An 18736-nucleotide genomic window follows, 5' to 3' on the forward strand; every position below is an offset into this window, starting at 1 on the left:
CTCTCAGGCTCAGGGAGCGGCCGGTATAAGTTTATGCCGGATGGCGAAGCGCACCAGGTGCGTTATGTCGCGCAACCCCAGCTTTTCCATGACGTTCGCGCGGTGCGCCTGCACGGTCTTGATGCTCAGCACCAGCCGGTCGGCAATTTCTTGATTGGTATGCCCTTCCGCTACCAGCTTCAGCACCTCTATTTCGCGCGGAGTCAGCGTTCGCAGTTCCTGAGCAAGGTTCGTTGCTGCGGGGTTCGCAACATCTCTATTCTGGTCGTTTAGCCCCGCTGGAGATGCTGTAACATAGGCATGAATGAGGGCCCTGGCCAATCCGGGGTACAGGAACGCATCCCCGCGAGCCACGGCGGAAATAGCCATCTGCAAGTCGCCGGGCGCGGCCTTCTTGACTAGATAGCCAGCTGCGCCCATCCGCAGCGCCTGCAAAAAATATTCCTCGCTTTCGTGCATAGTCAGAATCAGCACCTGCGTGGCCGGCTGCTCGCTGCGAATTCGCCGGCATGCCTCAAGGCCGTCCATGTCGGGCATGCTGATATCCAGCACGATGACATCCGGTTGCAGTTCTTGCGCCAGTGCTACCGCTTCCCGCCCGGTACGTGCCTCACCCACGACCTGCAAATCCTTTTGCAGGCTGAGCAGCATCTTGAGTCCCTGGCGCAGGATATCATGATCGTCGGCGAGCAACACGCGAATTGGAGCTTGAATCCCTGCTTCAGCGCCCATATATCCCCCCTTCCGCTTGCGTTACCGGCAGAGGTAGTATGACTTCAACCGTTGTTCCCTGGCCAGGCGCAGACTGTATCGTAATTGTCCCGCCCAGTAATGCCGCGCGTTCGCGCATGCCGGGTATTCCCAACCCTGTATGTGATGTAGAGAGGTCAAAGCCGCAACCATCGTCGCGAACTTGCAGGAAGATGTGCTGCTGCTCGCGCGCCAGTGTGATACAGGCCTGCTGCGCTCGCGCGTGCCGGGCCACGTTCGTGAGGCATTCCTGGGCGACGCGGAACAATGTCGTCTCGTAGAGGCCTGAACTATCGCTCTCCCCTACGATATGCTCTACGTCATCCAGGTGCAGCTCTACAGGCAGGTGCAGGCGCTGGAAACTATCCTCAGCCAGCCAGCGAAACGCGGCATGTAATCCAAGATCGTCCAGCACGCCCGGCCTCAATTGCTGCGCTAACGTGCGTATATTTTCCAGCGTATCCTGGATGAGGTGGGACAGGTTATTTAGACCGGTACGAAGCGATGCGCGCACCTCCTCCGTAATCGCGGGGTCCGGCAATGCCGCGAGCGACTGGTTGAGAATTTCCGCGTGAATAAGGAGCGCGGTAAGCGTCTGGCTGCTCTCGTCGTGCAGTTCGAGCGCGAGCCGGCGGCGTTCCTCTTCTTGCGCCTGCAGGATCAAGAGAGCCTGTTCGCGTCGCGTCGCTTCCAGTTGATCGAGCATACCGTTGAATGCCTGGGCCAGTTCCGCGATCTGCGAATCGGTCGCCGTGATTTTCGCGCGCGCCTGTGTCTTTCCGGCACTGATAGCGCGGATCGTCGCGAGCAAGCTGAAGAGTGGGCGAAAACTGATACGCAGGAGAATCACGTTGATTGTTAGAGTGAGCAGGGTAGCCGCGACGATGAAGCTGGTATCGATCAGGTAGTGATGCGCCTCCAGGCTGTGGCTGGTCACCCATAGACCAACCAGAGCCTCGCCAACCAGCATCAAGCTATTGGCCAGGATAACTTTCTCAAATAGAGAGAGCCGCAAACGCTGTAACTGTTTCCGGCAAAAACGCCTAACTCGCGACACGCCGATATCTCACTTCTTCGCTCTATGGCAGCAAAACTCTCAGTAACTCGACATAACTATAGACCTGATTGCCCCATATCGTCAAGATTGATACTGCGCTTTGAGCCATTATTCTACCTGAACGAACAACGTGCGTTGCTGGGGATCAAAGCCGTCGGCGTTGGCTACAATGCGAATCTCCCACGGCCCCGTCATATACAATTGCAACTGCACGCTGTAGTTTCCCTGACCTTGCGCTGTGACATGAATACGGTTCGTTATCATGTCCATATTAGTCATTTTAGCACTCGGCAAAACCTGTGCCTGCTCAATGGGCAATCCCTGCGGGTCTGTCAGATGCAGTTCCACAGTGGTGAACCCGCTTGCAACCGGAGTTCGCTGTTCGAGATACACATGCAGGATCGCGGGTGAATGTTCGCGCAGGGTCGCGGCGAAGATCAGTACGCCGGTACAGCATACAGCAAGAAAACACCAGAAAATGGGTCGCACGCGCATAGATGTATTTCCTCTTTATTCATTCGGAAACGAGTTACACAGTATAGTGTAGGTTAATGTGCCGCGGCTGGCTATTAGGATGAATCCCTATTTTGCACCGTAGGGTGTTTGCCATATCTCAGTTCGTTAATACCTGCCACGACTTGCCTCCGTTTGTGCTATACAGCACCTCGGCGGGTAGAAAGAAACCGGCATAGAGATGATCGGGATGCAGGGGGTCAACGAGTAAAGAAACCATATCGCCGCGATTGAAATGCCAGCGGTGCTGCCAGGTGTTCCCGCCATCTGCTGAATACCACAGGTCTTGCCCGGATAGCGCGTACAGCGTCTTTCCTGTGGCATCGATAGCGAGGCGTGTTGGCGGACTCGCCATCGGTGAAGTTGCTAGCTGCGTAATTTGTGAACTGCCCTCGTGCCAGTAATATATCCCCTGGTCGGTAGCGCAGAAAATAATGCGCGGCGTAGTCCCGGAAGCTACGATACTGTAAACGTTGCCTTTCACAGCAGTAATATGGTTCCAGGAGTGTCCATCGTCATGCGTTTCATATAGTCCCTGATCGCCGCCGAGGATCAGGTGGTCAGGATCAGCAGGGTCGGTCAGTAGAGAAGGAACCTGCATATTTGAAAGGGTGTTATTCGTGATGGAATACCAGTGAACGCCCATATCTCTCGTCTCGAACAATCCCGCGCTGATGAAATAGGCGTAGAACTGGCCGCTGGCCGGTCCGGCTTTGATAGTATAGGGATAGGCCGAAGCGGATAAGTTGGGCGGATTATGCGCCTGCCAGCTCTTGCCGCCATCTGAACTGAAATATGTCCCCATACTCTGACCAAATCCGCTGATGGGAATAGCCGTGACCGCCAGCAAATTCGGGTTGGCGGGGCTGTCCGCAATGGAAGTAATCATCAGAGAATTCAGTACCCCGCGCGCTTGAGGCCAGGTGCGCCCGTCATCAGTACTGGTAAACATGCCGTAGTGAGTGCCCAGATAAACAACTCCCGGCTTTACGCCGAGAGCTACTGTGTGCAGGTGGGTATGTGGATTCGAGAGCGGGCGTCCTGCTACTGTTGGGTCGGTGCTATTCACCTGCCTGTTGAGTAGCAGCCAGGTGGCAACGATGACGATGGCAAGCAGCACCGGAATAAGTACGCGCAGTAGCCGTTTGCGTGGAGTGGATTTTATCACGCGGCGGCTAGATTCCTGCTCTTTTGCCGTATTGGAAACTGAAGGTGGTTTCGACAGTGACATTGCTCTTTCTGTCCTTTAACAGGCTCATAAATATATTCTTGTTACTACTCTAAGCCTTCAGGTCAAGAGGTTCCAGAAATCGGCTCGCGCGGAAAGACTATGCCTGTTGAGTTTAATGTACAGGTGGACACTAGCGCCAGCGCGTGATACAGTATGATAGCTCTTGCGCTCATCAATTCCGTGGACAGAGTACGGCAAGAGAAAGAAGAGGTATAGCCAATGAAAGACTCAGGCAAGACTACTTCGTCCCTCCAGAAGCGACCGCACCGGCGTATTGTCAAGGTCGTACTGATAGCTCTTCTCGTTCTCATCTTTCTTGCAGTAGCGGCAATTGGTGGCGTCAGTTTCTACTTCTCCAACGCCATCCTTGAGGTGATCCATTACACTCCTACCTATGCTATAACTGTGGACGCGGTCGGCGCGAAGGTGATCACGCTGCAACGGAACTCCAGCACGCTGGCTCCGGGGGTATTTGAGATCGAATGGCCCGCGGGACAGGCTATCGTAGGCCCGATTCTCTCCTCGAATGCAAGTACTGTGACGCGCCAGTTTATGCAAACCACCGGGTCTCTCGCTCCTGGCACGAAGGTATACTGGAACAGGAGGGTCTACGCGGGCAAATTCATGGACAGCCTGGGATTGACAATCAACAACGTGCAGATTCCTGATCCTCTAGGGCCAATGCCCGCGTGGTATGTTGCCGGCAAACTCTCCACCTGGGCTATCCTGGTACATGGTCGAGGGGTAACACGAGAAGAAACATTGCGCGTTTTTCAACCATTGGCACATCTCGGCCTGCCCCTGCTTGCCATTTCGTATCGCAATGATCTCGGTTCCCCGGCCAGCCCCGACGGCTACGATCATTTCGGCGATACCGAGTGGCAAGACCTGGAAGCCGGTGTCAAGTACGCGCTGGCCCACGGCGCGCAACACCTGGTACTCTACGGCTGGTCACAAGGAGGGGCCATCGTTGAAGCCTTCGTGCATCGCTCATCCTATACATCATATATCCAGGCCCTTGTGCTCGATGCCCCGATTCTCGACCTGCGTTCGACGCTCGCGTTCCAGGCCCAGATGCTTTCAGTACCAGGATTTATCGACCCTATTGCGGAAGAGGTTGCCACCATACGCGGTGGTCTCAATTTCGATGCGCTCGATCAATTGCAATTGCCTCAGCCTGCCATTCCCGTCCTGCTCTTTCACGGTGAAAGTGATACGACGACGCCGATTGGAGTTAGCGATGCTTTTGCGAAAGCCCATCTTGCTATTGTCACATACATTCGCGTTCCACATACGGACCATACTGAAGCCTGGAATACAGACCCGAAAGCCTACGATGCTGAATTGACCTCATTTCTGACGCAAAAGCTGCACCTGGTGGAGTCATAGCAACCCGCACCAGGGCGACCGGTAGGGTGCAGATTTATCCAGCACGCGGTACGCCTTCCCAGGTCAGATTTTCTCCGCGTGCTTGCGGCAGTCGGGGCAGCGGCCAAAGATGCTGAGGGAATGCCCCTCGATGGCAAAGTCGGTCTGGTTCTCAAGCGCGGCCAGTTGCTCTCTGGGAAGGCAGATGTTTACTTCGACCACGCGGTGACAATCAGTGCAGGTCAGGTGATGATGATGATTGCCGCCGCAGACGCGGTAGTGGTGTGTCCCGTCGGCAAACTCGATGCGGTCGAGCAGGCCCGCGCTGAAAAGCATTTCGACCGAGCGGTAGACAGTTGCCCGCCCAAGGCGCGGCTCAACCTCGCGCAGCTGCTGCCACAATTCATCGGTTGTGAAATCGGCCCCACTGGCTGCGAGCGCTTGCAGTCGTTCCGCGATAAGCTGGCGCGGGCGCGTGTTGCGCTGTCCCACCTCGTCGAATGCTGTACGTATCTGGTCCTCGATCCCCATGCCCATTTACTTTCTCTCCAGCTGCCTCATCTTTCTTTATAGTCTACCATGTTTACTTCTTAGCTGCCAATGGCCTGGCTGGCTTCTTTTCTTCCGGTAGAAGATATAGTTCTATTGAGCCTTCGTGCCAGTGCGCTGCCTCCAACCACTGCAACATAGCTTGCGAAAGCCAGCAGGCTGATGCAGACGCTGCTGGGGTATCCTGTATAAAAACCAATCGTAATACCTATCCAGGTCATCGCTATTGCGAGCACGCCGGATAGGGCCAGCGCGGCGTAGGGGCGAATGGTCACCTGCTGCGCGATGGCCGCGGGCAACAACAGCAGCGCGAGTACCAGCAGCGCCCCTACCGCCAGCGTTGTCTCGCTAACAGTAATCGCCAGCAGCGCCATGAAGCCCAGGCCAAGCGCTCGCACCGGAATGCCTTTTGCCGCCGCTACATCCGGGTCCAGCGAGGCAAAGAGCAATGGGCGCGCGATCATCAGGAGCGCCAGTATCGCCAGGGTGCTGGTGATGGCGATGATGCCTAGCTGGCCGGTTGAGATGCCCAGGATGTTTCCGAACAACACCGTTACCCCTGAGAAACCGGTTCCAGTGCCACTGACCTGGGAAGTGAACAGGTACAGGAAAAGTACTCCAAGCCCCAGAACCCAGGAAAGTACAATCCCAACGGCTACATCCCGTCCCCGCAGTCGCTCACCGAAGCCGCCCATTGCTAACGCGACGGCAATGGTCGTTACCAGCAGGCTCAAGAGCGGATTGAAGCCGAGAGCTGCGCCTCCCAACGCGCCCGTGAAGGCCACATCCGAGAGCGCCTCGCCTGCGAAGACCTGGTGACGCAGCACCACAAAGTAGCCGATCAGTCCCGCGACGAGGCTCAAGATGGTTCCCGCGAGCAGAGCCTGCCGCATAAAATCGTAATTGAGTATTGCCTGAACATCCTGCCACAGATTCAGCGAGAAAGGGGGCAGGATGCTCGCGAATAGTATGTTCATGCCTCACCCCCTATCTGCGCTGTACGCGATACAAATGCGCGCTGTCCTCTCCAATCAAGCACGAAGCGGGCGCCACGCACCAGGAGGTATGTCCCGAAAGCGAAAGTCGTGATAAAAAAGCTGACCGGATAGGGCGTGAAGTAGCCCACGGCCAGTCCCAGCCACGTGAAGATGAGGGCCAGTATAACCGCTACAATCACGGCTATGGCAGGGCGCGTAGTCATGTATTGCGCGATGGCCGCGGGCGTGACCAGTAGGGCGAAGATAAGCAGCACGCCCACTATCTGCACGGCCAGCGCAACCACGAGCGCCAGCAGCGCCAGGTAGCCGAAGGCGAGAGCGCGAACCGGTACGCCTCTCGCGGCAGCAACATCGGGATCGAGCGAGGCAAAGAATAAGGGCCGGGCAATCCAGGCCAGGATGCCAAGCAGGGCAATAGTTGCCCAGACGATCACATTTACATCAGCATCGCGAATGCCCAGGATGTTACCGAACAGCACATCGTAGACGCTGGCCGCGTACTCCGAGGTATTCAGGTGAATGAAGAGGAAACCCAGCGCGAGCGAGGCGGTAAGAACGGCCCCTACCGCGATATCGCTCTGGCGGCTCTGTCGCTCTCCTACGTTGAGCGCCTGGATGCCGATGGCGGCTCCAAGGCCCGCGATAAAGAGGCCCACGACCGCCGGAATCCCGAACAGGGCCGCTCCGGTCGCCCCGGCGAAACCGACATTGGAGAGGCTGTGTCCCGCGAAGCTCTGGCTGCGCAGTACCATAAAATAGCCCATAATCCCCGCGCCGATGGCAACCAGCGTACCGGCGAGGTAGGCGTTTTGCATGAAGTGAAACTGCAGCAATATCTGGAGATCGATGACCGGGTTCCAGGAGAGCGATATCCCATCAGCGAAGAGGGCGTGCATAGTGATTTGCCTCCTCTGCCGGTTGTCCCACTACCACAATGCGTCCGTCGCTGGTACGCAGCACTTCAACAGGTGTCTGGTAGAGCCGCGAGAGTGTCTCCGTGGTGATGACTTCTTCCGGTGTTCCCACGGCAACCTGCCCGTTTGCCACGTACACCACGCGATCAACAGCCGGTAGGATGGGATTGACATCGTGCGCGACCAGTAGCACCGCTGCCCCCGTTTCCTGGCTGATCTGCCGGATCACGCCTGCGACGCCTTGCTGGTTTTTCAAATCCAGGCTTTCTAGCGGCTCGTCCAGCGCCAGGATTTGTGGTCGTGTGACCAGTGCCTGCGCAATGAGCAGCCGTTGCTGCTCGCCGCCCGAAAGCTCTCCAATGGGCCGGTCGGCATAGGCGCCGGCTCCCACGAGGTCGATGGCTTCCTGAACGCGCCGTGTAGCATCACGCGCCTTGCGGGGCTGGAGAAATGGCAGGGGCAAGCCCCAGTTGCTCCCATCCAGCCCTAATCGCACGATACTGCGACCGCGTACCCGGATATCAGCATCAAAATGTCGTCTCTGTGGAACGTAGCCGATAGCCGCGTTGCCACGCCGCGCCGGGTGGCCGAATATAGACAGACTGCCCTGGGACAGTGGAATCAGTCCAAGGATAGCTTTGAGCAGCGTCGACTTGCCGGCTCCATTGGGGCCAAGGATGGCAAGGAATTCTCCTGGCTGTACGGAAAGATTCACGTTCTTCCAGATGGTGCGCCCACCCAGCACAACCTCTGCCCCCTCCAACTGAATGATTGCCGGAGCGGTAGCCAGTGTGACGAAAGTGGAAAGTGATTCATCAGTCATCAAAGTTCTGAACTCCTTGCACAAAAGTAAATGTTTTGCAACCCCTACTTGCCCGTAGCCTGAGCCAGGACGCTTTCTATCCCCTGTAATTGCGCCGATTGCCATGCCTGGAATGTTACATGCGCCGGCGATAGTGTTTCTGTGATCGTCGTTACGGGAATTGAATTGGAATGCGCCAGGCTAATCAATGCCTGTATGTTGTTAGGCGTGTTCTGCGAATTATAGACCAGGATTTTGATCTGATGCTGGCGAATCTGCTGTTCGACGGTCGCCTGGTCTGAGGCCGAAATATCTTCTCCCTCGGATACCGCTTTCAGGTAGGAATACGGCGTGATAAGGTTCAGTCCTAGCGCGGGTGCCATATAGGAAAAGATGCTTTCGGTCGCCCCGACAGGTGTGCCGGAATACTTCGCTTTGATGGAAGCGATCAGGTCATGATACTGCTTGAGACCAACGTTCAGGAATGCCTGCGCCGCCTGGTCAAATGCCGCGGCAGCGGTCGGATCGATGGCCTTCAAATCATCGCGAATCTTGTTCGCCACGGCGGTCACATAGTCAGGATTATACCACATGTGTGGGTTATCTCCGGCGTGCTTGCCGAGGAAATCACCCACGTTCAGTTCTTTGCGCCCATTTACCGGGTTGGCTTGCAGGAGCCGGTCAGCCCAGGGATCGTAGCCAGCGCCGTTGACGATGACATATTGCGCGCCTGCCATCGTTCGTGCATCCGCCGTGGTTGGTTCGTAGCTGTGCGGATCAACATTAGGATCGACAATAATGCTCGTGACCTGCACCTGTTTGCCACCAATCTGGGCCGCGATACTACCCCAGAAATTTTCCACCGCTACGACCTGCACCTGTCCGCCACTATTGTTGCCAGACGAACTCACAGTCGTGCTACAGGCGCTGGCAATCAGCAGCAGCACAAGCGCAACCCCTGCCATGGTTCGTGGCAAAGTGAAAATATGCAAGCGGAACATAGCGCTCTCCTTATAACCAACACAGGCGAAATAACCTGTTTGCAATCCTGGCCGTTTGTCTCAGCATAATGATATGCAGTATCAATAATGTACCATTTAATGAGACAAAGTGTCAATAGCTAATGAGATGGAATCTCGTTAAGTGAGTTTGGTGTGATTAGTAGCCTTTCCATGCTATAATAAGGCATATGGATAAGGTAGATAAGCTGGACGAATTAGAAGCGCTGCTGCAAGTAAAATTTCACGATCGTTCCATCTTAGAACGAGCGCTGACGCACCACTCTGTCTGTCCAGATACGGCTGTGCATGATTCGTATGACACGCTGGAATTTCTCGGCGATGCGATTCTGGGTGCGCATGTTGTGGAATATATCTACCGCCATTCCCCCGATGCCTCGGAAGGCGAGATGACCTCGCTGAAGTCAGAGGCCGTCAGCCGCCGCGTGCTGGCGAAGATCGGGCAGGACCTCGGTCTTTTCCCCTACATTCGTGTGGATGTCGCCAATTTGCGCACCTTTAATGAGCGCTCTCGCGATTCGCTGTGCGCCGATGTGCTGGAAGCGCTGGTAGGGGCAATCCAGATCGACCAGGGAGCGCAGGCGGCCTACGATTTTGTGGCGCGCATCGTTTTTCCCGTCGTCGAGCAATTAAGCCATCAGACCCTCGATAGCAATCCGAAAGGGCGCTTGCAAAAGATTGTGTTGCAGCGTTCTGGCACGCTGCCACGTTATCGCGTGTTAGAGCAGAGCGGGCGCAACAATGATCGCCTGTTTACGGTTGGTGTGTTTGAGCATGAATTTCTGCTGGGCCTGGGTCAGGCCTCGAGCATTAAAGAGGCCGGGCGCCTGGCCGCGCGCGAGGCTCTGGAAATCCTGCGCGCCCAGTACGATATTTGATGCCTTTCCACTTCATCGCGGCTCATCTTATAGCTTATTTTGACTCCATCCCGGCGAGAGCCTCGTATGTGAAAACGGTAACCAGGCCGTAGATCAGATGCGGAATAACATCACTGACCCAGCCTGAGACGCCCCACGTCTTGGGATTGCTCACGCCCGAGGTTATCAGCGGTACATCGCTTTCGGCCATTGCCGCCATGCCGACCACGGCCCCGGCAAGTGGTGCCGGAACGCTGCCGACTTGCGAGCGGAAAACTCCATACAGGATGCCTGTTCCCACTCCATTTATGTAGCCTAACAATGCGCCCAGCCCGCTTTCGCGACTCTTGGCTACCTGGTCGTTATAACCTGTGCCATTAGAAGATAAACGGAGACCTGTTTTGACAGCCATTTTCTCGACTAATTGTGCCGGTGCATTGCTCGATGAGCGACCACGAATAGCCATATCCGCATACGTCGCCATATCGAGTGCGACGGTTCCCGCCGCTCCCGCAATGGCACCTATCAGTACACTACGCAACATAGGATGTCTTCTCCTTTCTCTGCATTATGAATAGTAGATTATGTGATATCTCTATTACGGTACTGTGTCATCATGTGTTTCGTATGCCCGGGCAAGCGAGAGTGGGCTTGCCTCTATCCTCATAATGTCGCATACTTGCATCAAGGATATACAATGGACTGGATAACTCACAGAGGGGCGAGAAATTGTAGATGGCACAGGTCGGGTTAATACAGGAGCAATTTGGATGGTACGAGGCGGGTTTGCCGCTTGTAGAGCGTAAAAGACGCGGCCATTTTTCAACACCTCCGCTGCTGGTCGAACAAATCCTGGATGCCTGTGGTTATACTCCCGCAGCAAACCTCGCCCACCTGCGCGTACTCGATCCTGCCTGTGGTAGCGGTAATTTTCTCGTGGGTGCCGCGCGCCGCTTACTGGCTTTTGGCGAACGAACCGGTGTGTCGAACGCGGAATGCATTGCCATGCTCGAACGCAACCTGTGGGGATTTGATCCTGACCCGGTCTCGTGTTTTCTGGCCGAGATGCAACTGCGTATGGTAATGGGGAATGTGCCGGCTTCTCTGCATATTCACCAGGCCGATAGCCTGGTGCTCTCATGGGAGCCCTGTGTTGATCTGTTGATCGCCAATCCTCCATATTTAGCCGCCAGGAATAACGACCTCAGCGGCTATCGCTCCACGCACAGGCGAGGTCAGGTCGATAGCTACCTGCTGTTTCTGAATCTGGCACTTTCGGTGGTCAGGCCTGGTGGCTGGATTGGCCTGGTATTGCCCGATCCGGTACTGGCACGTGCGAATGCTACCGGCGAGCGTGCCCGTTTGCTCAAAGAGATGACGGTGCATCATCTCTGGCACCTGTCCAGCGTCTTCGCGGCAGAAGTGGGAGCCGTGGTAATCATTGCACAAAAACGTCCTCCCACCCCGATGCACCAGGTGGCCTGGGTAAGGGAACAGTGGGCACGCGTGAGAGTATCCCGGCAAGGGCGACCACCTGAACTTCGTGCCGCCTCGCTGAAAACCTCTGGTACGGTCCCCCAATCCATTTTCATGGAACAACCGAACGCCGAACTGCGCTATCTTTTGAGCAGCAAGCGGGGCATGGCAATTGAACGCCTGCGCTCCTATCTCGCCGGTGCTTCCGGTGAAAGGAAACGCCTGGCGTCTCTCGGCGAATTTTTATCGATTTGCCGTGGAGAGGAACTTGGCCGCGAGAGCCCATGGTTGGGTGAGATATTGGAGCAGTCGCCTGCCTATCGCCCCGTCCTGCGCGGCGGCGTAGATATCCATCCCTATTGCATACCGCGGGCGCGCTGGCAAATAGCGCAAGATGCTATTGAAAAGCCCATTCAGCGCTACTTATCACCCAAATTGCTGGTAGTGAAGAGTACTGACCACTTGCAGGCGACGCTTGACCTGCATGGACACGTGGCCTTGCAGACACTCTATTTACTGCACCCGCGTGATACAAGTAGCGTCGATACCCTGTATTTTTTCCTGGCGTTGCTCAATTCGCGGCTGCTCCGTGAATATGTATATCTCCTGCATACGGCCTATAAATGGGTGCAGCCGCAGATAGAGCAGGGTGTTTTAACTCGCCTGCCTGTTCCTCTGGTCGCGCCGGAGGAACGGCAGCAGATTATTGAGCGGGCAAAACGCCTGGTCGATGCTTGCAGCGCGGCGGACGCCGTTGTAGAATGGGATGAGCATATTACCAGCATGTACGAGGAACTGGAGTGCGCCATCTGCGCGCTTTACGATGCAGTTTTACCAGGATTATTTGCTGACAAAGGAGTCATGACATATGGCTGAGACTCGCCCAATTCGTGTACTAGTCGCCAAGCCGGGCCTGGATGGGCATGATCGCGGTGCCAAAGTCATCGCCCGTGCCCTGCGCGACGCCGGCATGGAAGTCATTTATACAGGTATTCGCCAGACGCCAGAAATGATCGTCGAGGCGGCCATTCAGGAAGACGTAGATGCTATTTTAATGAGCATTCTCTCCGGCGCGCACATGGCCATCTTCCCTAAAGTAATGGAGTTGTTGAAGGAGAATGGCGTGGATGATGTGCTGGTAGCCGCGGGTGGCATCCTGCCGGACGAGGATATCCCTGCCATCAAGGCCATGGGCATCAAGGGGTGTTTTGGACCCGGCACATCGACCGAAGAGATCATTGAATTTGTGCGCAACAACATCCATGCGGATCGCCTGAAAGCGGAGGTCTAGCATACCTTGCAGAACATTGTTGAACGGCTGCTCGATGGAGACCGCCGGGCGCTGGCCCGCATGGTAACGCTGATCGAGAATGAATCCCCAGTTGCCCGGCGCTATCTTGCCGAGTTGCACCAGTACGCGGGCCGCGCCCATATCATCGGCGTGACGGGCGCGCCGGGGGCCGGTAAAAGCACATTGGTGACGCACATAGTGCGCGAATTGCGCCGCCGCGAGCGCAAAGTAGGAGTGGTGGCCGTTGATCCGACCAGCCCTTTCACCGGCGGGGCCATTCTGGGCGACCGCATCCGCATGATGGAACTGGCGGGCGACCCCAACGTTTTCATTCGTAGCATGGCCAGTCGTGGCAGCCTGGGAGGGCTATCCGCCTCGACGCGCGACGTGGTGCGCGCCATGGATGCCGCCGGCTACGATCCAATCATCATCGAAACGGTCGGCACCGGGCAGGCCGAGGTCGAGGTGATGCGCGCCGCCCAGACGGTGCTGGTAGTGAGCGCTCCCGGTATGGGTGACGAGGTGCAGGCCATCAAAGCCGGCATCCTGGAGATCGCCGATATTTTCGTCGTCAGTAAAGCGGATAAACCGGGCGCCGATCAGACCGTCGCAGAACTTGCAATGCTCCTGAGCCTCGATCCGCAGCGTCGTCTTCACGATAAATCGAAACCCTACTGGCGTATCCCCGTCCTCAAGACCTCCGCCATCAAAGATCAGGGCATCACGCAGCTCGTAGACGCTATAGAACAGCATCGTGCATACCTGCTGGAGAGTGGCATGCTCGGCCATCGCTCTCAGCGCCAGGTCGAAAGCGAGGTGCAGGCCCTGGTGTTGCACGCGGTAGTCAACGCGCTCAAGGCCAATGTAAGTGGGGATGAATGGCGGCAGATGGTGGAAGATATTACAAAGCGGGAACGCGATCCGTACAGCGTGGCGAAGGAGTTGGAGGAGAGGATAGGGCTGAAGTAATCCTAAATCAAATCTCTACGCTTGATAGGCCCTACATGTGGCATCAGGCTACCTCTCCAACAGGTAGTTCGATTCCATCAACAGCAGGTAAAGGGAAATGGAGGGAGACGCGCAATAAAATCTCGCCTTCCAGCACTTCTTTCAGCAAGTCACGGCATGCTTCGAGTGTTTCCGCTGGCAATATCCTTGCTCTCAACCGAATTTTAACCACATCTTTACCAGAAGGTCATTGGTTTTCATCTACAATCTTCTATGGCCCAGACAAAAATAGTATAGTAGGAGATTATCATTGGCTCTCTTTCCTGAAGAAGTGATCGGGGTGGACCTACCTCAATCCTCTCAAATGAGGAAGTACTTATTATCACGGGCATTCCCAAAATCCGCTCTCAATCTACAATAGAGCCACTTTAGTAGAGCAGAGCTAGCGCCCAACGTGTCGACGGTTGCATAGTGGAGTAACTAACGAAGATACTGCTGTTAAAACGTGTCTATATTTTGAGGTATGAAAGCCGGGCTTTGTAACGAAGTATGAGGTGAGGATGAGTGCTACTTTTAACATCTATTGTGATGAAAGTTGCCATCTACAAAATGATCGTCAAAAGGTCATGGTTTTGGGTGCTGTATGGTGTCCGTTAGAAAAGACCAGGGAAATTGCCATACGTATTCGTGAAATTAAAAGACGTCACGGACTTTCACTTAATTTTGAGATTAAATGGTCCAAGGTTTCTCCTGCTAAACAATTATTTTATATGGATTTATTGGATTATTTTTTTGATGACGATGACCTACATTTTCGGGCTTTGATAGTTGCTGATAAATCAAAATTGCGTCATCAGGATTTCGCACAAGATCATGATACATGGTATTACAAAATGTATTTTGATCTATTAAAGGTTTTGCTTTTACCTCAGGCAGAATATAGTATTTACCTCGATATTAAAGATACTAGAAGTGCTACTAAAATTGCTGAGCTACATGAGGTTCTTTCTAACAATATGTATGATTATGAGCGCAAGATCATTAAACGTATTCAAACTGTCCGCTCACATGAGATTGAGCAAATACAATTGGCAGATCTATTGATTGGAATTGTGGGTTATGCAAATCGCAATCTCAATACCAATCAAGCTAAATTGGCTCTTGTTGAGAGAATGCGCTATAGGTCACATTATAGCCTCACGAAAACGACCTTACTACGTGAAGATAAAGTGAATTTATTCCGCTGGGAGGCGAGGTAAGCCTTACTATGCGTAGTGGTACACTGGTGCTTCCTCCACTGATTCTTTTGCAAGATTATCAGAACAATTGGGATCAATATTTGGAAGCAATCTATCAAATCTTCTGCCGGGATTTTGTCACGTCCAAGCCAGATTTCGAGGGTAAGCGCTTTGCGCTGAAACGTCACCCTATGATAAAAGGTAAAGAGGCCACTTTTTGGCATATTATCAGTGAAGGTGATGTAGAAGATGAACGTCTGCCAGATTTACGTCGTTGTGAACGTATACCCTGGCCACGCCCAATGATAGAAGCGATCAAATTCGAGCAGATAAAGTGGTGGAGGAACAGGCGGAAAGAGGAAGAGAGGATAGTGATTGCCCTGGATGATTTTAGCTATATTGTTGTGTTGGCTGACCGTGGCGATTATGTACTTCTCTGGACAGCTTATTGTGTGGAGCAAGAGCATAGGCGTCAAAAATTACGGCGCGAATACGACGCATATAGGGGGGAAAAGGCTGGTGCCGCCCCGAAGAACGGCACCGTTACTCCTTCTACACATGGTAGATGAGCTACCTTACGTCAGGAATCATATTCCAAAAAAATGGGGAAGTCAAGGGTTCTTTTCACAAAAATTGAATAATCAGGGGGATTTGTTCAAATGGCATCGGCGGGTACGTGGCACAGTGTTCCACCGGAAAAGCTGCTGGAAGAACGTTTCCATATCTCAGCAGGCTTCCATCCAGGTCAGCGTGACATCATCGAGCAACTTGTGCAGGGCAAACGCGTTTTTGCTATCCAGCGAACTGGTTGGGGAAAATCGCTTTGTTATCAAATGACCAGCTTATATTATCCACATCTCACGCTCGTCTTCTCACCCTTAAAAGCACTCATGCGCGATCAATGCAAACGCTGTAATGAAGTATATGCTATTCCTGCAGCTATCGTCAGCTCAGATTTTACTGAGGATGAGAACCGAATGACATTAGAACGAGCGGTAGCAGGACACTTCAAAATACTGTATATTGCTCCCGAACGTTTGAGCAATATGCTCTGGCAATCCTACGTGTATAGGATGCGCATCAGTATGATCGTGATTGATGAAGCTCATTGCATTTCTACATGGGGTCACGATTTTCGCCCGCATTATCGTCGTATTGTGAATTTGTTGAGGGCGCTTTCTGATAGAGTTCCCGTACTGGCTCTGACTGCGACTGCAAACAAACGTGTTGAGCAGGATGTACTGCAACAGATTGGGGAAAGCGCGCAAGTAGTTCGTGGTACCATGCGGCGTCCCAACTTACACCTGAACGTTGTGACGTTGAGTGGCGATCAGGAGAAGCTCAGCTATCTAGGAGAAGTCCTTCCTCAGTGGCCCGGTACGGGCATTATCTACACAGCAACTAAAAGCAGTGCGGAAGTGGTAGCCGCATTTCTCCAAAAACAGGGACTGGGAGCAGAGTATTACCATGCAGGCAGAGAAGATACTATTCGGCAGAATATTGAGCACAAGTTTATGGCCAATCAATACAAGGTTGTTTGTTCTACCAATGCACTCGGCATGGGCATTGACAAGCCAGATGTACGTTTCATTGTGCATTATCAAATTCCTGCCTCTCCCATCCACTATTATCAAGAGATGGGTAGGGCAGGGCGTGATGGGAAAGATTCTACATGTCTTCTTCTCTATGATGGTACTGACTTACTTATACAAGAACACTTTATACGTAATGCGAAGCCTGAAGGAAAGGCTTATGAGACCGTTTTGTTCCAGCTACGGATGAATCCTCAAGGTCTACGTGAGAGCGATATGATGCGAGCCACCGGATTTTCTCAGGGGTCTATTCGCACTATTCTCGCAGACCTTGAAGATCAGGGGTTGATCAAGCGCGATGTTAGAAATCCCACCTATACTGCCGTAGAATGGCCAGGGAAAATTGATTTTTCTGAGTACGATATGGTACGCGAACAGAAACAGCGCGAATTAGCTGATATTCGGAATTATGCAACCTTACAATCGTGCTACATGGGGTATCTCACGACCTATCTTGGCGATTTACCTGGATATCAATGTGGAACATGCGGATATTGCCAGCCTACAAATTTTCCACTTATTAGGCCTTCAGAAAGAATACAAGGAGCAGCGGCATATTTTCTTGAGGAGGAGCTTTTGCCTCGTATTGAGAAACGTGGAAGTGAGAGAAATCCCATTCATGAGGCCGGTTGGTCGCTTTCGTATCATGGAGATAGTCGTGTAGCTAAGCTGGTGCGGGCCAGCAAATACGAAAATGCTGGCCCATTTCCTTTAAGTCTGGTTATACGGGCCGCTGAAACGATACGTACTTGCTATCCAATTGCTGAAATCAGTGGTATAGTGAGTGTACCACCAACAAAGAGTGGATCATTGGTGGAAGTATTTGCCCGCCAGGTTGCTGATCGGTTAGGAGTTGAATACTTGCCTGTGATTATGAAAGTGCGACAGACTGGTGAGCAGAAGAGTTTTACAAATCGCTTACAGAAAGAGGATAATGTAAAAGGAGCTTTCTCAGTTCCCTCTCGTGCGCGCGTGACTGGACGTACGTTATTACTGGTAGATGACATTTATGATTCTGGCTACATGCTGCGTGAGGTGGCAAAAACACTCATGCAAGCTGGAGCAAGAGCTGTTTATCCATTCACCATAACACGCACTGTACACTCAGATGATCAATAGGAGGAAAACAATGATGAGAGATTTACGAGAGCAAGCATGCTGGCTCCTGCTGGCTTTTGAAAGCGGGCTTCCTATTCGTATCATCAATGATATTCTTGTGTCCTGGTGTGTACAAAGTAAGCGCTCCTTACAAGAGTTCTTTGCCGCAAGTTCGGAGGAATGGATAAAAACCTGCCATCTCAATGCAGGCATGATTGAGAAATTAGAGAAAGCCAATGAGAAACTTGTGGGGCAGGCATTTCTTGTGGAACAGCTGGCTCACAACTCTATCTCCTTGCTAACTGTTCTCGACGATGATTATCCTAAGTTACTCAAAACCGCTCTCAAACGTGATCAAACACCTCCAGTTCTTTTCTACGCCGGTAATTTGCGGATTCTCGAACGCAAAACTATTGCAATTATAGGTTCGCGCAATGCCGGGGAAGAAAGTCTTGCATTCACTCGCGCTGTGGCCCAATATTTAGCAACACAAGGAGCTAATGTTATCAGTGGAAATGCGCGTGGTGTTGATCGGACTGCATATGAGGGGGCAACCAATACTGATGGATGTACAACTGTTGTGTTACCTCACGGTATTCGTAAGCTGAGCCGCGTTCAGATGCAGGCGCTATTGCCGAAGATTGAAGCTGGAAAAGTACTACTGGTGAGCCAATTTCATCCTGATGCCCAATGGGTAGTAAGCCGGGCTATGGAACGCAATAAGGTCGTAACTGGTCTCGCGCAAATCGTGATTGTTGCCGAATCGGATGTTCAAGGCGGTACCTGGGCAGGCGCAAATGGAGCTTTGAAGCAGCATCGGCCACTCTATGTACGTAAGCCGGAGCTTACTTCATCACTTCCAGGCAATAAAGCCTTGATAGAGCTTGGTGGTCATCCCTTACCCTGGCCTACAGATGCACTATCAGATGTTCTATCCCCTTTACTCGTAGCAAGCGATCAAATACGTCAGAAGCAGAATGGCACATCGACCCGTCCGAGCCAACTTTCGTTGCTTGCCCTTTCTAACGAGTAGCG

19 protein-coding genes are annotated in these 18736 nt (G+C 53.2%); 9 read left to right on the forward strand and 10 right to left on the reverse strand.

Annotated elements, in window-relative coordinates; genetic code table 11:
• Positions 1-9 precede the first annotated feature (9 nt).
• The 4 genes from VFA09_26740 to VFA09_26755 form a co-directional block, all read right to left on the reverse strand.
• Positions 10-732, reverse strand: coding sequence for a response regulator transcription factor (locus VFA09_26740; GenBank protein ID HZU70902.1), 723 nt, complete (start codon positions 730-732; stop codon positions 10-12).
• Entirely contained in the window at positions 722-1807 is a 1086-nt protein-coding gene (locus VFA09_26745) for a sensor histidine kinase (protein HZU70903.1), read from the reverse strand. Before VFA09_26745 ends, VFA09_26740 begins: the two co-directional genes overlap by 11 nt.
• A 108-nt stretch (positions 1808-1915) precedes the next feature.
• Positions 1916-2302 (reverse strand): FixH family protein, encoded by a 387-nt coding sequence (locus VFA09_26750; protein HZU70904.1) that lies wholly within the window; start codon positions 2300-2302, stop codon positions 1916-1918.
• Between the two features lie 118 nt (positions 2303-2420).
• Positions 2421-3551: a hypothetical protein gene (locus VFA09_26755; GenBank protein ID HZU70905.1), complete on the reverse strand. Its 1131-nt coding sequence runs from the start codon at positions 3549-3551 to the stop codon at positions 2421-2423.
• A 219-nt stretch (positions 3552-3770) separates the two neighbouring features.
• On the opposite strand from VFA09_26755, the gene VFA09_26760 reads away from it, so the two are divergent.
• A complete protein-coding gene (locus tag VFA09_26760) occupies positions 3771-4940 on the forward strand; it encodes an alpha/beta fold hydrolase (GenBank protein HZU70906.1) in 1170 nt (389 codons plus the stop codon).
• A 63-nt stretch (positions 4941-5003) separates the two neighbouring features.
• Here VFA09_26760 and VFA09_26765 read toward each other — a convergent pair whose 3' ends face one another.
• The 5 genes from VFA09_26765 to VFA09_26785 are packed head-to-tail and all read right to left on the reverse strand — an operon-like array spanning position 5004 to position 9183.
• Positions 5004-5450, reverse strand: a complete 447-nt coding sequence (locus VFA09_26765; protein ID HZU70907.1) for a Fur family transcriptional regulator — start codon at positions 5448-5450, stop codon at positions 5004-5006.
• Between the two features lie 59 nt (positions 5451-5509).
• Positions 5510-6445, reverse strand: coding sequence for a metal ABC transporter permease (locus tag VFA09_26770; protein HZU70908.1), 936 nt, complete (start codon positions 6443-6445; stop codon positions 5510-5512).
• Complete coding sequence (locus tag VFA09_26775; protein HZU70909.1) at positions 6442-7362, reverse strand: metal ABC transporter permease; 921 nt, start codon at positions 7360-7362, stop codon at positions 6442-6444. The genes VFA09_26770 and VFA09_26775 overlap by 4 nt, the downstream gene beginning before the upstream one ends.
• On the reverse strand, positions 7343-8203 hold the full coding sequence (locus tag VFA09_26780; protein ID HZU70910.1) for an ABC transporter ATP-binding protein: 861 nt from the start codon (positions 8201-8203) through the stop codon (positions 7343-7345). The genes VFA09_26775 and VFA09_26780 overlap by 20 nt, the downstream gene beginning before the upstream one ends.
• A 44-nt stretch (positions 8204-8247) precedes the next feature.
• The gene (locus VFA09_26785; protein ID HZU70911.1) at positions 8248-9183 is read right to left on the reverse strand and encodes a zinc ABC transporter substrate-binding protein; all 936 of its coding nucleotides are present in this window, start codon (positions 9181-9183) and stop codon (positions 8248-8250) included.
• Positions 9184-9371: 188 nt separating this feature from the next.
• Here VFA09_26785 and rnc point away from each other — a divergent pair, with 188 nt between their 5' ends.
• Positions 9372-10079: a ribonuclease III gene (rnc, locus tag VFA09_26790; GenBank protein HZU70912.1), complete on the forward strand. Its 708-nt coding sequence runs from the start codon at positions 9372-9374 to the stop codon at positions 10077-10079.
• Positions 10080-10113: 34 nt separating this feature from the next.
• Here rnc and VFA09_26795 read toward each other — a convergent pair whose 3' ends face one another.
• Positions 10114-10602, reverse strand: a complete 489-nt coding sequence (locus VFA09_26795) for a hypothetical protein (GenBank protein ID HZU70913.1) — start codon at positions 10600-10602, stop codon at positions 10114-10116.
• 191 nt (positions 10603-10793) lie between these two features.
• On the opposite strand from VFA09_26795, the gene VFA09_26800 reads away from it, so the two are divergent.
• The 7 genes from VFA09_26800 to VFA09_26830 all read left to right on the forward strand — a co-directional run bounded on the left by VFA09_26800 (position 10794) and on the right by VFA09_26830 (position 18734).
• Positions 10794-12410 carry an N-6 DNA methylase gene (locus VFA09_26800; GenBank protein ID HZU70914.1) on the forward strand — a complete coding sequence of 539 codons (1617 nt, stop codon included), beginning with the start codon at positions 10794-10796 and terminating at the stop codon, positions 12408-12410.
• The gene (locus VFA09_26805) at positions 12403-12825 is read left to right on the forward strand and encodes a cobalamin B12-binding domain-containing protein (protein HZU70915.1); all 423 of its coding nucleotides are present in this window, start codon (positions 12403-12405) and stop codon (positions 12823-12825) included. The genes VFA09_26800 and VFA09_26805 overlap by 8 nt, the downstream gene beginning before the upstream one ends.
• Positions 12826-12831: 6 nt before the next feature.
• Positions 12832-13794, forward strand: a complete 963-nt coding sequence (meaB, locus tag VFA09_26810; GenBank protein HZU70916.1) for a methylmalonyl Co-A mutase-associated GTPase MeaB — start codon at positions 12832-12834, stop codon at positions 13792-13794.
• 539 nt (positions 13795-14333) lie between these two features.
• On the forward strand, positions 14334-15032 hold the full coding sequence (locus VFA09_26815; protein HZU70917.1) for a DUF3800 domain-containing protein: 699 nt from the start codon (positions 14334-14336) through the stop codon (positions 15030-15032).
• 8 nt (positions 15033-15040) lie between these two features.
• Positions 15041-15580 (forward strand): hypothetical protein, encoded by a 540-nt coding sequence (locus VFA09_26820; protein ID HZU70918.1) that lies wholly within the window; start codon positions 15041-15043, stop codon positions 15578-15580.
• 90 nt (positions 15581-15670) lie between these two features.
• Positions 15671-17722 carry a RecQ family ATP-dependent DNA helicase gene (locus VFA09_26825; GenBank protein HZU70919.1) on the forward strand — a complete coding sequence of 684 codons (2052 nt, stop codon included), beginning with the start codon at positions 15671-15673 and terminating at the stop codon, positions 17720-17722.
• A 10-nt stretch (positions 17723-17732) separates the two neighbouring features.
• Positions 17733-18734, forward strand: coding sequence for a DNA-processing protein DprA (locus VFA09_26830; protein ID HZU70920.1), 1002 nt, complete (start codon positions 17733-17735; stop codon positions 18732-18734).
• Positions 18735-18736: the final 2 nt, after the last annotated feature.

The sequence above is a fragment of the Ktedonobacteraceae bacterium genome (assembly GCA_035653615.1).
Taxonomy (GTDB): domain Bacteria; phylum Chloroflexota; class Ktedonobacteria; order Ktedonobacterales; family Ktedonobacteraceae; genus DASRBN01.

Coding starts and splice junctions, on each gene's coding strand:
- VFA09_26740 (HZU70902.1), bottom strand. CDS start 732: ATGGGCGCTGAAGCAGGGATTCAAGCTCCAATTCGCGTGTTGCTCGCC.
- VFA09_26750 (HZU70904.1), bottom strand. CDS start 2,302: ATGCGCGTGCGACCCATTTTCTGGTGTTTTCTTGCTGTATGCTGTACC.
- VFA09_26755 (HZU70905.1), bottom strand. CDS start 3,551: ATGTCACTGTCGAAACCACCTTCAGTTTCCAATACGGCAAAAGAGCAG.
- VFA09_26760 (HZU70906.1), top strand. CDS start 3,771: ATGAAAGACTCAGGCAAGACTACTTCGTCCCTCCAGAAGCGACCGCAC.
- VFA09_26765 (HZU70907.1), bottom strand. CDS start 5,450: ATGGGGATCGAGGACCAGATACGTACAGCATTCGACGAGGTGGGACAG.
- VFA09_26770 (HZU70908.1), bottom strand. CDS start 6,445: ATGAACATACTATTCGCGAGCATCCTGCCCCCTTTCTCGCTGAATCTG.
- VFA09_26775 (HZU70909.1), bottom strand. CDS start 7,362: ATGCACGCCCTCTTCGCTGATGGGATATCGCTCTCCTGGAACCCGGTC.
- VFA09_26780 (HZU70910.1), bottom strand. CDS start 8,203: ATGACTGATGAATCACTTTCCACTTTCGTCACACTGGCTACCGCTCCG.
- VFA09_26785 (HZU70911.1), bottom strand. CDS start 9,183: ATGTTCCGCTTGCATATTTTCACTTTGCCACGAACCATGGCAGGGGTT.
- rnc (HZU70912.1), top strand. CDS start 9,372: ATGGATAAGGTAGATAAGCTGGACGAATTAGAAGCGCTGCTGCAAGTA.
- VFA09_26795 (HZU70913.1), bottom strand. CDS start 10,602: ATGTTGCGTAGTGTACTGATAGGTGCCATTGCGGGAGCGGCGGGAACC.
- VFA09_26800 (HZU70914.1), top strand. CDS start 10,794: ATGGCACAGGTCGGGTTAATACAGGAGCAATTTGGATGGTACGAGGCG.
- VFA09_26805 (HZU70915.1), top strand. CDS start 12,403: ATGGCTGAGACTCGCCCAATTCGTGTACTAGTCGCCAAGCCGGGCCTG.
- VFA09_26815 (HZU70917.1), top strand. CDS start 14,334: ATGAGTGCTACTTTTAACATCTATTGTGATGAAAGTTGCCATCTACAA.
- VFA09_26820 (HZU70918.1), top strand. CDS start 15,041: ATGCGTAGTGGTACACTGGTGCTTCCTCCACTGATTCTTTTGCAAGAT.
- VFA09_26825 (HZU70919.1), top strand. CDS start 15,671: ATGGCATCGGCGGGTACGTGGCACAGTGTTCCACCGGAAAAGCTGCTG.
- VFA09_26830 (HZU70920.1), top strand. CDS start 17,733: ATGATGAGAGATTTACGAGAGCAAGCATGCTGGCTCCTGCTGGCTTTT.